The following is a 13,533-nucleotide window of genomic DNA, read 5'->3' as shown; positions in this document are numbered from 1 at the left end:
CTGCATGATCACGGCGTCGCGGGTGACTCCAGCTCGGAGCGCGCGCGGTCCAGCGCCGCTGCGCCGGCACCGGCCCGCTCCAGCGCCAGCAGCGCCGCGCCCGTGACGGGCGCCCCGCTCGGGCGCAGCACGCGGGCGTGCGGGGCCAGGGCGAGGATCCCCCGGGTGGTCCGCTCGGTGAGGCGGGCGTGCCCGGCCTGCAGCACCGAGCCGCCCAGCACCACGGGCACCGGCTCGGCGGCCAGGTCGAGCCGCCTGACGATCGCCGCGACGAAGGCGAGCACCTCGTCGGCCTGCCGGTCGACCAGCGCACCGGCCACCTCGTCTCCGGCCCCGGCGGCGCGGAAGACCTCCGGGGCCATGCGGTTGAGGTCCGACCCCGGGCGCTGTCCCAGGTGGATCTGCTCCACCACCTCCAGCACCGACGCGACGCCCATCACCCGGCACACGCCCTCGACCAGAGCGGTGGCAGGACCGCGGCCGTCGACGGCGCGCGCGGCGTGCCACAGCGCCTCCGCCCCCAGGCCGGCCCCGCCGCCCCAGTCTCCGGAGAGCGCGCCGAGCGCCGGGAAGCGCACCCGCTCGCCGTCGCCCCGCAGGCCGACGGCGTTCATGCCGGTGCCGCAGACCACGGCGATCGCGTCGGGGGCGCTCGTGCCGCTGCGCAGGAGGGCGAACAGGTCGTTGTCGATCAGGGGGTCCACGGCCCAGTCACAGCCGTCCAGGGCCCGCGCGTACGTCGAGACCTCCACGGGCAGGTCCATGCCCGCCAGGTAGAGGTCGACGCCGGACACGCGCTCGGCGCCGCCGGCCGCGGCGCTCACGTCGCGCACCAGGGCGCCCACCACCTCCACCGAGGGGGCGAGCCCCACGGTCTGCGGGTTGCTGCCCGTGCCGCGGGCGCGGGCCAGCACGCGGCCCTCGAGGTCGAGGGCGACGGCGTCGGTCTTGCTGCCGCCGCCGTCGACGGCGACGACCACGCGCGGACTGGTCACCGCGCCCACGGCAGGAACCCTGCGTTCTGCGCGAGCAGCAGGTCGGTGAGCCTCTCGGCCCGGGCGTGCTGCAGCACCAGCGGGTGCGCCCGCATCGCGGCGAGCACCCGCCCGCGGCCCCCGTGCACGGCCGCGTCCAGCGCCAGCCGCTCGTACCCGGCGACGGCGGCGACCAGCCCGCGGGCCGCCTCCGGCAGCGGCGCCACCAGCTCGGCCACGAACCGGCCGCCCGTGAAGGTGGCGGGCACCTCGATGACGTGGTCGTCCGGGAGGAACGGCAGGACGCCGTCGTTGCGCAGGTCCACCACGCGCGGGCGGCCGACGGGACCGCCGGCGGCTCCACCCCACCGGCTGCCCCGCATCGCGACCAGCAGCTCGACGGCGGCCTCGGAGTAGAACGCCCCACCCCGGCGTTCCAGCGCCGCCGGCTTGGTGTCGACCGACGGGTCGGCGTACACGGCCAGCAGCTCGCGCTCGATGGCGCGCACCGCCTCCGCCCGGGTGGGGCTGGTGAGCTGCTCGGCGAGCACCTCGTCGTGCGCGTAGTAGTAGCGCAGGTAGTACGACGGCACGGACCCCAGCTCCGCCAGCAGCGCGGGCGGCAGCTCGACGTCGTCGGCCACCTCCTGCAGCCGCTCCGCGAGCAGCCCCGGCAGCCTGTCGACGCCGCCGACCACCGCGCTGCGCTCCCACGTCAGGTGGTTCAGCCCCACGTGGCCGAGCTGCACGTCGTCGGCGGGCACCCCCAGCGCCGCGGCGAAGCGCCGCTGGAACCCGATGGCCACGTTGCACAGGCCGACGGCGCGGTGCCCGGCCTGCAGCAGCGCCCGCGTGACGATGCCGACGGGGTTGGTGAAGTCGACGATCCACGCGCCCGGCTTCGCGCGCTCCCGGACGACGTCGGCGATGGCCAGGGCCACCGGCACGGTGCGCAGCGCCTTGGCGAGTCCGCCGGGACCAGTGGTCTCCTGGCCGATGCAGCCCACCTCGTGGGGCCACGTCTCGTCGGCGTGCCGCGCGTCCTGCCCACCGACGCGCAGCTGCAGCAGCACCGCGTCGGCGCCGTCGACGCCCGCGGCGAGGTCGCTGGTGGTGGTCAGCCGGGCCGGGTGGCCGGCGCGGGCGAGCATGCGCCGCCCGATGCCGCCGACTAGCTCCAGGCGCTGCGGGTCGGGGTCGACGAGCACCAGCTCGTCGAGCGGCAGCACGTCGCGGTAGCGCTGGAAGCCGTCGACCAGCTCGGGGGTGTACGTCGAGCCGCCGCCGACGATGGCGAGCTTCACGGGGTCCTCCTGGGGTTCCGATGACCGGCGCTCACCGAGCGAGCAGCGCGTCCACCTCCGCCACCATCGTCACGGCGTGCTCGAGCATCTGTCGAACCCGATCACGAGACGGGTGGGTGGTGCCGTGGTGCGCGTCGTCCTTCTCGTCGAGCAGCCTCGTGAGCGCCTTCGCGCTCGCCTCAGCCCCGCGAACGGTCTCCAGGACCCTCACCGCCGTTCAGCGTGCCCGGGGCAGCGCCCGCGCCCGACGCGAGGTGCGCGGCTCGACCGGTGAGGGGGACGGGACGACGCCACAGCGCGAAGAGGACCGCCCCCCCATGTGCATCGGACGTGACACACCTCAACTCCAGCTGACACCCATCGCATCACGCGAGGAGGGCCATGAGCACCGCGGTGGTGGACCGGGCGAGCGCAGCAGCGCCGCGCAGCCGCGGGTGAGGTCGGCGTCGGCCAGCCGCTGGTCCGCGGGCGTCTCCCCGTGCGCCACCAGCCGGAGCGCGACGCCCTCGCGCATCCCCCGGCCCGCGCCGCGCGGCACCCCGGCGAGCGCGGTGCCCCACGCGGCGTCGTACACCGCGTCGTTGCGCCGCTGCACGTCACGCAGCCACGGGTGCGACGCCGCGAGCGCGCACGAGAGCACCCCGGCCCGCGTGGTGACCGGGTCGCTCCAGGCGTGCAGGTCGCTGCGGGCGGGGACGGCGGCCGCGTCGTCGACGGTCGGGCCGGGCGGCAGGAGCGCAAGCAGCTGGCCGGCCTGGGCGATGGCCGCGGCGGAGTGGTGCTCGAAGGACCTGGCGCTGCTGGGGGCGCCGGGTGCACCGGCGGCGGCGGGCTGGAGCTCGGCGAGCAGCAGGCGCACTCCCCCGCGTCGAGCAGAGCGGTGGTCATGGGGTGCGCGGCGAGGCGCTCGCGGGCCTGCGGGGTGCGGCGCGTCGACGTCCCGGGGTCGAGGAGGCGGCGCGGCACCCCGTGATCATCGCCCGCGGTCGAAGGAGACGTGCACGTGGTCGAGGTGGTCGAGGGTCACCGAGGAGCCCAGGGGGTTCTCGTAGTCGCGCCAGGTGGGCCGCTGCGCCGTCCAGATCCGGCCCTGCCAGATCACCTGCTCCACCCCCAGGCCGCGGTGGTCGGCCACGAGGGCGTTCGCCACGGCCCACCCCAGCTGGGTGCCCGCGGCGTCGGGCACGGAGCCGGCGGTGGAGACCATGACGTCGCAGGCGTGGCCGTCGTAGTGGTAGCTGTCCTCGACGTGCCCGGCGCTCGCGACGCACGAGGACACCGGCACCACGACGCCGAAGCTCGCCTGCAGCCACCGGCGCCCGAACTCCGCGTTCGGTGCGAGCCCGTCGGCGCCCACCGGCCACGCGGGCAGCGGCCGCTCCGGGACGGACCCCGCCACCACCAGGCCCGGGACGGTCTCCACGGTGTCGCGCGCGGCCATCGCGGTGATGGCCGCGACGTAGTCGTGGGTCTGCCCCGCGGAGAACGACGGCGGCGGCACCCCCTCGTACCGCGCCACGGCACCCGGCCCGGCGTTGTAGGCGGCGAGCATCAGGGAGACCGCGTCGCCGTCGTACCCCTTGCCGCTCACCTGGTCGATCAGGTGGCAGTCGTAGGCGGCGGCCGAGGCCAGGGAGTCGGCGGGGTCGGTGATCTCCGCTCCCCCGCCGTTCGCGTCGACGGCGTGCTCCTTCCACGTGCCGGGCATGAACTGGCCCAGCCCGCGAGCGCCGGCGGAGCTGACCGCGCGGGGGTCCCACCCCGACTCCTGGGTGATCTGCGCCGCGAGCACGGGAGCGGGCAGGGCGGGGCAGAGCGTGAGGGCGTAGTCGAAGGCGGCGCGGTAGCGCTGGGGCACGGCGCCGTCGGCCACGGCCACCGACGACGTGGAGGGCGCCGTCCCCCGCTGGGGGTCTCGGGCGGCCAGCACGCCGACCACCACGACCACGCCCGCGAGCGTCACCGCCACGGCCACCAGCGCCACGACCAGGGCGGTCGCGATGCCGGCGAACCACCACAGCTGGCGGCGCAGCCCCACTCCCGGCACGCCTCAGACGAGCCGCTGGGAGGTGTCGGCGATGCGCTGCTCGCAGCCGTGCAGCACGTGCTGCACGGCGCGGGCGGGCTCGCCGGGCACCTTCCACACCGCCTGGTGGGCGCCGAGCTGCTCCAGGGCGTCGACCTCGACGTCGGAGAACCCCAGGTGACGCCCGAAGACGCGGGCGTTGACGGGCTCCTGCCGGAACGACACGACGATGTCGGCGTCGCTGACGAAGCTGCCGCCCTCAAGCATGTCGACCAGGTGCTGGGTGGCCCCCAGGAACTCCACGCCGAGGGTGCGCGCCTTCTTCATCACCTCCTGGACCACCACGCCCAGCTCGGGCACCCGGAAGGCGTTCCACAGCTCGTCGACGACGACGACGCCCCACCCCTTGCCGGGCGCGGTCCAGCTGCCGAGCACGAGCGCCGCCGAGGCGGCCATGAGCACGGGGACGACGTCGGGGTGCGTGCTCGCCACCTCCGACAGGTCCCAGGTGACGACGTCGGCGTCCAGGTCGACGGTGTCGGAGGTGGGCCCGTCAACGAATCCGGCGAGGTCACCGTGCACGAGCCTGTCGAGCAGCAGCCCGAGGTCGCGCCCCCAGGCGAACAGCTCGCCCTCGGTGACGGTCGAGGCGGTGGGCTCCTCGGGCACCGGCGCCGCGGGGTCCGCCGGCGCGGTGAGCAGGGCCGCGCGCAGGTCGACGACGGTCGGAGCGCGCTCGTCGTCGTGCGGGGCGCTGAGGAGGCGGGCCAGCCGCACCCGCAGCGCGAACCCCTCCTGCGGGGTGAGGCGGCGCCCGGCGAGGAACTGCAGCACCGAGCGGACCAGCCCCTCCCGGCCCCCGGCGTCGCGGGCGCCGAAGAGGCGGGGGTCGAGCAGGTTGAGCCGCAGCGGCCCGCCGCTGGAGAAGCGGTGCACCGAGCCGCCGGCCTCGCGCACCAGGGCGCAGAACTCCCCCTCGGAGACCTCCCGCTCCACGCCGTCGACCCGCTCGACGTAGTTCACGGCCCGCGTGTCGTAGACCCAGGCGCGGAACCCGTGCTCGGCGACGGCCCGCACCAGGTACGACTTCAGCAGGGCGCTCTTGCCCGCGTACTTCGACCCCAGCACCAGCGTCGCCGACCCGGACGTCCCGGCGGAGAACCACGCGCGGCCGCTGTGGCGGACCGGCTCGCCGGTGTGCGCGTCGTACCCGACGAAGACGCCCTCGGGCGAGTCCCACGGCGCGCTGTGCGCGAAGGGGAACAGCGGCTGCAGGGCGTACAGGTCGCTGCGGATGGGCGGAGCGCCGTAGTCGTCCATCCCCAGCGGGCCCCGGGCGAGGGCGACCAGGCGGGACCGCTCGTCACCGGTGGGCGCCAGCGACGCGCCGTGCTCGACGGGCGGCCGCGGTCCCGTGCCGTCACCCGGCTCGCGCAGGCGGTAGGCGATCGCGGCCGCTGCGCGGGCGACGCCGTCCCACGCGGCCTCGGTGGCGCGCCGGCCCCGCTCGCGAGCGCGGGCCAGACTCGGAGGTGCCGGGGCCGGAGGGGCCGGGGCCGGGTGCACCGCGACCGGGGCCGGTGGAGCCGGTTCCCGGGGCTCCGCAGATGGGCCCCTTGGGAGTGACCGGTCGGTCACAACCATGGGGCGCATCCTCGGAGCGCCCCCACCAGAGCGCGGCGCCTTCCGCGATGACGAGCTCCCCGATGACGAGCTCCGTGGTGACGGGCCTTCAGGCGGCGCGGGGCGCGTGGTCGACACCCGGTCTGCGGGTGTCCGACCCGGTGCGTCGTCGACGGGAGGCTCCGCGGATGGGCCCCTTGCGAGTGACCGGTCGGTCACCGCGATGGGGCGCACCTGCGGAGCGCGGCGGCGGGCCACCGGCTGCGCGGGGCGCCGCTCAGAGGACACGCGCGAGCCCCCGGCCCAGCAGGGTGCCCGCCACCACCGCCTGGTCCTGGCGCAGCGCGGCCACGGGGGACAGGTGCACCCCGCAGCCCCGGGCGGCGGCGACGAGGGCCTCGCAGTCGGCGTCGAGGTCGTCGAGGGAGGCGGCGTTGACCACGAAGAACCCCGCGCCGTAGCCGCCGTGCCAGCCGCCACCGGCGGAGGAGACGTTGTGCTGCCGCTCGTCGGCGGGCCGGTCGAGGCTGGCGCGCAGGTGGGAGGTGGACTCGCGGACCTGCCGGCGCAGCTCGGTGCCCTGGTCGTGGCGCTGGGCCTCGTTGAGGGTGGCCACCCGCCCGCGCACGTCGACCACCACCGCGGTGACGTACTCCAGCGTCCGCCCGCGCACGGCGGCGCCGAGGGTGTGGAGCGGCACCAGCGACTGCGACGTCTTCACCTCGTCGGTGAAGCCGGCCACCTCGAAGCCGCGCAGGAACCCGTCGCCGTGGCGGCCGTGCACGCCCACGTGCGTGGGGTGCACCTCCATCGGGGGCACCATGCGCGAGAGGTCGGTGGGCGCGTCGTCCCACAGCGACACCGACCTGTCGAGCAGCCCGCGGTTCACCCCGGCGAGGGCCTGGGCGTCCAGCGGCCGGCGGACCACCACCTCCGCGGCGGCCAGCAGCGGCACCGCGGCCTCCAGCCGGGCGGCGACGACGCGCGCAGCGGCCAGGTGCGGGTCGCTCTCCCCGCGGGCCCGGGCCTGGCGGGCGGCGGCCCGCAGCGGCGCCGAGGAGGTGGCCCACAGGGTGAGGAAGTGCTCGTAGGTGGGGTGGGCCGCGGCGTCGTCGCGCGAGGCCTCGGTGGCGGCCCGGAACGACGCCGGGGCCGCGTCCGACGGCGGCGGCAGGGCGCTCACGTCGGTGTAGGAGCACACCGAGTACATGGCGACCCTGTCGAAGGAGTCCGACAGCTGCCCCAGCGCCCGCGCCAGCCCACCGCGCAGGCGGTCCGAGCGGAGCACGTCGGGCAGGCCGCCCCACGCGGCGTCGACCTGCACGGTGACCCCGTAGTGGCCGCCACCGCCCGCCTCGGGCTGGAAGAACACGCACACGTCGCCGTCGGCAGCGGGGCGGCCCAGGGACACGGGGACGTCGCGCCAGGTGATCCGCCCGAAGGCCGACGGCGGGCGCCCCGGCGCGTGCCGCCCGCCCTCCATGCCGGCGAAGCCGCCGGCCGAGGAGTACCGCAGCTCGCCGCCGCGCGCGAGGGTGCGCCAGCGGACCACGTCGAGGAGGCGCTGGTAGAGCGGCCGCACCCCGAACGGGGCCGAGAACAGCACCACGCCGGCCACCCCGAGCACCGCCCCGGTGACGATCAGCTCGGGGCTGCGCGCCCACACGCCCAGCGGCACGCTGAGCACGAACACGCCGACGAAGAACCAGGGCAGCAGCGCCTCGCGGGCGAACCTGCCGCGGGCCAGCGCCGCGAACGTCACCGACCGCTCGCCGACCACGTACTCATTGGGGACGCGGGCCACGGGGGCTCCTGCCTCTCGGGGGGCGGCCGGACCGGCCCGGACCACCGCTGCCGCCGGCGCTGCTCGAGGAGCCGCCGACGCGCCGTCCCCGGCGCTCGCGGGCGCGGTCGCCGTAGGTGCGCGGGCCCGACGGGTCCCCGGAGCCGGTCGCGCCCGGTCCGCCGGGCGCGCCGTCGGGGCGGGTGCCCGCCGCGGGGGTGCGGTGCTCGGGCGCGCGGCCGAGCCAGTACAGGGGGTTGGCGCGGCTGCGGGCGGCGGCGCGATCCTCGCGGCGTGCCTCGCGGTCGGCGCGGCGGGCGTCCCAGCGGGCCCCGGCGGCCGAAGCCAGCCGGCTCTGCTCCAGCCGCGAGGGGGGCCGGTCACCGCTGCGCGAGGGCCGCCACAACCGGCCGCGCTGCCGGCGCCGCTGGCCGGCCCGCCGGGCGCCCGCGTAGGCGGCGTGCCCGGCGTAGGTGCCGAACACCAGCGACAGGAACGAGCCCCCGAGCAGGGCGAACAGCACCACGCCGATGATGTAGAGCAGGCTGATGAAGCTCTCGTCGGCGGTCGAGAAGTCGAGGAACGACACCCCGATGACCATCAGGTCGACGAACTGCAGGGGGAAGAGCAGGGTCCCCGCCATGATGCGGAAGTACGTGCGCAGCGCGGCGCCGTCGTCGCCCGCGATGGCCTGCAGCAGGCCGAACTGCCCGAAGACGGGGATGGCGTAGACGGCGATCTGGCGCAGCACGAACGCGAACAGCACCACCAGCAGCAGCGGGAAGAGGAACGCCGTCAGCAGCACCGCGGCGAGGAGCGCGCCGGGTGAGTCGCCCAGGGCGACGGCGCTCGACACCTGCCCGGCCAGCTCGGTGACGCGCGAGGCGAACACCCCCGCGAAGGCACCGGTGACGGCGAGCACGCCGGCGTCGACCAGCAGCAGGAAGAACGGCACCGAGAACGCCCCCGGCAGGCCCACCGCCAGCAGCACGAACGACCGTCCCGCCGAGCGCATCCCCTCGGCGGCACCGTTCACGACCAGCGAGACCATCCACTGCACCACCGCCACGAGCAGCGCGACGACGACGAGCAGCCCGAAGTGCCAGAGGTAGACCTGCCAGTAGTTCCCGCGCAGCGGGTTGAAGGCCACGTACGTGGTCACGGTGGTGACCGAGTACTCGAACATCCAGCTGACCGAGTCGCCGAGGGTGTCGGCCAGGCAGTCGTCGGCGGCCCCCGGCGAGCTCACCCAGCCGAACAGGCCGCTGGGGCACGACGCCGCCCACGCACCGGAGCCCGCGGCGCCGTCCGCCCCCGCGGCGGTGCCGGTGGCGTCACCGGTGGCGCCGGTGGAGGGCGAGGGCACCGGGATTCGGGAGACCGGGTCGTCGGCGCCGGGGGCCGCGGCGGCGCCGGAGGTGTCGGGCGGCACCGGCAGCGCCGACGCCGCGAGCGCCGCGCCGGTGGGCACGAGCACGAGGAGCAGGGCGAGCAGCAGCGACGTCGCGAGGCCCGGCGCGGCCGGCTCGGCCCGCACGGGTGCTCCACCGGCGACCGGCCTCATGTGAGGAGGTCGAACCAGCCGAGCGTGAAGGTGGAGAACGCGCCGATGATGACGATGACGAGGGCGCAGCCCACCGCTGACAGCAGCGACCCGGTGGCCTTCGAGCCCTTGCGGAGCCCGCCGACGGCGGCGATCAGGGAGATCACCAGGCCGAGGACGGCGGCCACGAGCACCAGGAACAGCACCACGCCGAGCAGGCGCCCGGCGGGGCCGGCGAAGGAGGAGAAGGGCCCCGGGGAGGGCGAGGACTCCTCCAGCATCCGGCGCAGGAACTCCCGCGAGGTGCCGTAGTCGGTGTCGTCGGTGGGCGACGGCGTGGCCGAGGCTGCCAGGAGCGAGCCGTGCAGCGCGTGGGCGGCCTGCACCGCCGGCACCGCGACCGCTGAGACGCCCACCAGGTTCCTCCTCCGGGCGCAGCAGATCACAACTGCACCATCTGTCCCATGTGTACCAGATGGGTCCCCCGCAGGGGGAGGTCTGGGGAAGGGCGCAGCAGGAGGGCGGCAGCCCGGGGGCGCCGGCGGAGGCGCGGCCGGGTCAGTCCGCGGGCGTCGCGGGCTCGTCGGCCACGGGGGTGGCCGGGACGGCGGGGGTTGCGGGGGTTGCGGGGGTTGCGGCTGCGGCCGGAGCTGCCGCGGCGGCGGCCCGCTCCTCGGCCTCGGCGGCCCATCGGGCGTCACGGGCGCGGCGGGCGGCATCGGCGATGCCCCCCGGTCGGCGGCGGCGGTCGGCGGTGGGGGGCACGGGTGGTCCTCAGAACGGGCGGCGCCCGCTGCTGGACGGCCGTCAGCCCCGATCGTGGCACCGGACGGCAGGCCGCGGGAGGGGGCCGCACCCGTGGTGGGGGCCTCCCCTTCGGGGGTCACGCACCGTGATCACCGCCGGTGGGGCGGCACCCCCTGGACCATCGCGCCCCAGTAGATCCAGGTGGCGGCCCGCAGCGCGAGGGACTCACCGGCCGCGCCGGGGTCGTCGCGGCCGTCGTCGCCCGTGGCCAGCACCCGCATCGCCGTCCCCTCGCCCAGGGCCCCGATCGCCCGGCACAGGTCGGTCGGGTCGACGTCGTCGCGCAGCCCGGCCCCCGTGGCGGTCGCCACCGCCTCCAGCCGGGCGGCCACCACGGCGTCCTCGCGCGCGTACGCCTCGCGCAGCCGCGCGGCCACCACCGGGCGCGCCCGGGCGAGGGTGGTGAGCAGCAGCCGCAGGCGCAGCCCCGGGCTGCGGTCGTGGCTGGTGAAGGCGGCCTCCGCCGAGCGCCGCGTCGCGTCGCGCAGCTCCACGCCGGTGCGGGGGCGCTGGTCGGGGACGGAGGCGACCACCAGCGAGGCGTCGCGGACGGCGAAGGCCACGACGTCGTCCACGAAGTGCTCCCGGTTGGGCCACCGGTCGCGCAGGCGGGCGCTGGTGGCGCTCGCCCCGGCCCCGCCGGCGGCCCGGGCGACCTGCACGACCCGCGCCACCGACAGCACGTCGAAGAAGCGCGACGGCGCCGGCGGCGGCGCGGGCGCTCCCCCCGGCCGGGGCCGGGTGACGCCGAACTCCTCCGCCAGGACCTCCAGGCCGCCGACGAGCAGCTGGCGGGTGATGCCGTCGCGCGCGAGGCGCTCGCGCGCGGCGGCGGTGCGGCGCGCGCCCGAGAGCGGGTCGGTCAGGCGGGTCAGGACGGCGGGGAGGTCGCCCTCGGGGTCGGCCGCCCACACCGGCCACCGGCCGAAGGCCCCGCCGGGAGCACCCCGAGCGCCCGGGGCCCCCGGCGCCTCCGCGGGCTCCGCCGGCTCCAGGCAGGCCCGGGCCAGCGCCGTCCCGCCGGCGACGAGCAGCCGCACCGCCTCGGCCCGGCGCTCGGGGGTGTCTCCGAGGGCCAGCAGACGCAGGTTGGCCCCCTCCGCGAGCGCCGCCGCCGCACGGACGCCGTCGAGCAGGTGCCGCGGCGAGCGCGGCCGGTACCCGGCGGCCCGGAACAGCTCGGTCCACGCGGTGGCCCAGGTGGCGTTGAGGCGGGCCTGGGCGCGGGCGCGCTCCGCCCGCAGGCCGGGGCGCACCGGCCCCAGCGCGCTGGCCAGCACCTCCAGGCGGCTGGAGATGGGCAGGGCGCCCACCACGAGGGTGGCGTCGGCGACGGCGGCGAGGACCCGGGGAACGTCGGCGGGCCCGGCGGGCGGCTGCAGGTCGCGCATCCGCGTCGCGTAGGCCGTCAGCCAGTGCTGCGGCCACAGGGCGTAGGCGAGCAGGTCGTCGACGTAGGGGGCCGAGCGCGGCCACCGGTCGCGCAGGTGCCACGAGGTCACGCGCAGCGGCCCGGCGGCCGTGGCGGCGGCCGCGACCCGGCGGGCCGAGAGCACCTCCAGGAACCGGGCCTGGGGCAGGCCGGCGACGCCCGAGCCGGCGGCGGAGACCTCCCCGGTGCCGCCGATCTCCTCCATGAGCACGGCCACGCCCGCCTCGAGCAGGGCCCGGGTGGTGGGGTCGTTGGCCAGGCGCGTGCGTGCGGCGGCGGTGCGCCGGGTGGACGTCGCGGGGTCGACGAGGCGGACCAGCACGGCCTCCAGGCCGGGGGGCACCCCCGGCGCTGCGCCGCCACCGCCCCCCGCGCCAGCGCTCGTCACGTCGTCCACCACCGGTGACTCTGCCCCGGAGGGTGCCGCTGCGTCAGGGTTCGTGACCGAACGGTGATCATGGCGCTCCCGGTGTGCCGCGGGTCTCCTCGAACGCTCGTGGAAGTGTCGCGCTCGACTGGCACCGCGCCCCCGCTGCCGAACACCCTGTCGACCTGCCCGGCGAGGTCCGGGCGCGCACGGGGGTGAGCACGGTGCTGGTGGAGCACGAGGTGGACGGCAGTGGGGGCGACGGACGCCCGCGGGGGACGACGGACCTGCTGCAGCGGACGGACACCGCAGACGCACGGGGCGCGGCCCGCCCGGGCCCGGCGCTGGGCCTGGTCGGCGGGCACCCCCTGGGTGCGGTCGGCCTGTCCGCGGCCTTCGGGGGCTCCGAGGTGGTCGCCGTCGGCAGCGGGGCGCTGCCCCCGCGCTCGGTGGTGGTGGCCGACCTGACCTGCTCGGGCTGCTCGCCGGCCACCGCCGACCTGGCGCAGCTGGCCCGCCAGCACCGCCTGGTGCTGCTCATGGGCCAGGGGCAGGTGGGCCTGGCCGAGGAGGCGCTGGCCGACGGCGCGCTGTGCTCCGTCGGCGCGTGGGAGCCGGTCGCGGAGCTCCGGCGCGCGGTGGCCGCCGCCGCGGCCGGGACCCCGTGGGTCTCCCCCGCCGCCGCCGCGGCAGGCGCCCAGGTGCGCGAGGTGCGCGCCCTGCTCTCGCGCCAGGAGCGCGAGGTGCTGCGCCTCTACGGCGCGGACCTGCCCGTGAAGTCGGTGGCCCGCCGGATGGGCATCACCGTCGGCACGGCGAAGGAGTACCTCAAGCGCATGCGGGCCAAGCTCGCGGTGCGCGGCGTGCCCGTGGGCACCAAGGTCGACCTGCGGGTCCTCGCCGAGCAGCTCGGCCTGCTCTCGCCCCGGGCGCAGTGCGGGAGCGCACCGGCCGTCGTCGACCTGCGCGCCGAGGTCGGCTGACCGCCCGCCGACCTCAGAGGACGGCGAGCACGGGCACCGCGGACGCCTCGCGCCCCGCGGGGGTGCGCTGCGCCGGGAGCACCACGGCCAGCACCGGCACCACCGGGGCGACCGCCAGCGCCGCCCCCGCCACCGGCGCGAGCACGGCGGCGGGGGCGAGCGCGGCGGCGGGGCCCGCGAACGACACCAGCGCCGCCTCCGGCAGCACGAGGACCTCGCGGCGGGCGAAGACGAGCCGGCTGCTCACCGCGAAGGACACCAGGCAGCTGACGGCCGTCGCGAGCAGCGCGCTGACCAGCGGCGGGGCGTCCAGGAGGCGGTGGGCGGCCGAGAAGCAGGCGGAGTTGACCCCGAAGGCCACCAGCGCCGACCCGTGGAACAGCGCCCACGCCCGCACCAGGCGGCCGGCGCTCTCACGGCCCGGAGCGCGCCGGCTCGACCACGTCCACCAGTAGCTCGCGGCGAAGTTGGCCTGGACGGAGACGCCGAAGGCGACGGCGTTGGCGGCCTCGGCCACCACCAGGTGCACCGCCAGCGACAGCACCGCCAGGTGCACGGCCGTCGAGGCGAGACCCACCACGAGGAAGCGGGCCCGCGGGTCGCGGAGCACTCCCAGCGCCACGGCGCGCTGCGTCGTCATGATCCCTCCCGGGACGTCACCTGCGGCCAGTATGTGGTCGCGCGACGCCGC

12 protein-coding genes are annotated in these 13,533 nt (G+C 77.2%); 1 reads left to right on the top strand and 11 read right to left on the bottom strand.

Going from position 1 to position 13,533, the window contains the following annotated elements:
- Positions 1-8: 8 nt before the first annotated feature.
- From F1641_RS00655 to F1641_RS00610, 10 genes are all read right to left on the bottom strand, one after another.
- Positions 9-995, bottom strand: a complete 987-nt coding sequence (locus F1641_RS00655) for a BadF/BadG/BcrA/BcrD ATPase family protein (protein ID WP_206690354.1) — start codon at positions 993-995, stop codon at positions 9-11.
- Positions 992-2,278: a 6-phospho-beta-glucosidase gene (locus F1641_RS22695; protein ID WP_194902579.1), complete on the bottom strand. Its 1,287-nt coding sequence runs from the start codon at positions 2,276-2,278 to the stop codon at positions 992-994. The genes F1641_RS00655 and F1641_RS22695 overlap by 4 nt, the downstream gene beginning before the upstream one ends.
- 340 nt (positions 2,279-2,618) lie before the next feature.
- On the bottom strand, positions 2,619-3,137 hold the full coding sequence (locus tag F1641_RS00645) for a hypothetical protein (protein ID WP_194902578.1): 519 nt from the start codon (positions 3,135-3,137) through the stop codon (positions 2,619-2,621).
- A 114-nt stretch (positions 3,138-3,251) separates the two neighbouring features.
- Positions 3,252-4,325 (bottom strand): lytic transglycosylase domain-containing protein, encoded by a 1,074-nt coding sequence (locus F1641_RS00640; protein ID WP_194902577.1) that lies wholly within the window; start codon positions 4,323-4,325, stop codon positions 3,252-3,254.
- A 3-nt stretch (positions 4,326-4,328) separates the two neighbouring features.
- Complete coding sequence (locus F1641_RS00635) at positions 4,329-5,870, bottom strand: hypothetical protein (protein WP_194902576.1); 1,542 nt, start codon at positions 5,868-5,870, stop codon at positions 4,329-4,331.
- A gap of 334 nt (positions 5,871-6,204) precedes the next feature.
- On the bottom strand, positions 6,205-7,731 hold the full coding sequence (locus tag F1641_RS00630; protein ID WP_194902575.1) for a hypothetical protein: 1,527 nt from the start codon (positions 7,729-7,731) through the stop codon (positions 6,205-6,207).
- Positions 7,712-9,274, bottom strand: a complete 1,563-nt coding sequence (locus F1641_RS00625; RefSeq protein ID WP_194902574.1) for a hypothetical protein — start codon at positions 9,272-9,274, stop codon at positions 7,712-7,714. Before F1641_RS00625 ends, F1641_RS00630 begins: the two co-directional genes overlap by 20 nt.
- Positions 9,271-9,669: a hypothetical protein gene (locus tag F1641_RS00620; RefSeq protein WP_194902573.1), complete on the bottom strand. Its 399-nt coding sequence runs from the start codon at positions 9,667-9,669 to the stop codon at positions 9,271-9,273. The genes F1641_RS00625 and F1641_RS00620 overlap by 4 nt, the downstream gene beginning before the upstream one ends.
- Before the next feature lie 142 nt (positions 9,670-9,811).
- Positions 9,812-10,018 (bottom strand): hypothetical protein, encoded by a 207-nt coding sequence (locus F1641_RS00615; protein WP_194902572.1) that lies wholly within the window; start codon positions 10,016-10,018, stop codon positions 9,812-9,814.
- Between the two features lie 131 nt (positions 10,019-10,149).
- Positions 10,150-11,889, bottom strand: a complete 1,740-nt coding sequence (locus F1641_RS00610; RefSeq protein WP_194902571.1) for a hypothetical protein — start codon at positions 11,887-11,889, stop codon at positions 10,150-10,152.
- 185 nt (positions 11,890-12,074) lie between these two features.
- Between F1641_RS00610 and F1641_RS22690 the strand changes: the two genes are divergently transcribed.
- Positions 12,075-12,842: a LuxR C-terminal-related transcriptional regulator gene (locus tag F1641_RS22690; RefSeq protein ID WP_194902570.1), complete on the top strand. Its 768-nt coding sequence runs from the start codon at positions 12,075-12,077 to the stop codon at positions 12,840-12,842.
- A gap of 13 nt (positions 12,843-12,855) precedes the next feature.
- Here F1641_RS22690 and F1641_RS00600 read toward each other — a convergent pair whose 3' ends face one another.
- On the bottom strand, positions 12,856-13,482 hold the full coding sequence (locus F1641_RS00600) for a GtrA family protein (protein WP_194902569.1): 627 nt from the start codon (positions 13,480-13,482) through the stop codon (positions 12,856-12,858).
- Positions 13,483-13,533: the final 51 nt, after the last annotated feature.

Source organism: Quadrisphaera sp. INWT6 (assembly GCF_015390235.1).
In the GTDB taxonomy this organism is placed as follows: domain Bacteria; phylum Actinomycetota; class Actinomycetes; order Actinomycetales; family Quadrisphaeraceae; genus Quadrisphaera.
The sequence above is the reverse complement of the archived record's forward strand: the minus strand, read 5'-3'. Positions and strand labels throughout refer to the sequence as shown.

Coding starts and splice junctions, on each gene's coding strand:
- F1641_RS00600 (WP_194902569.1), bottom strand. CDS start 13,482: ATGACGACGCAGCGCGCCGTGGCGCTGGGAGTGCTCCGCGACCCGCGG.
- F1641_RS00625 (WP_194902574.1), bottom strand. CDS start 9,274: ATGAGGCCGGTCGCCGGTGGAGCACCCGTGCGGGCCGAGCCGGCCGCG.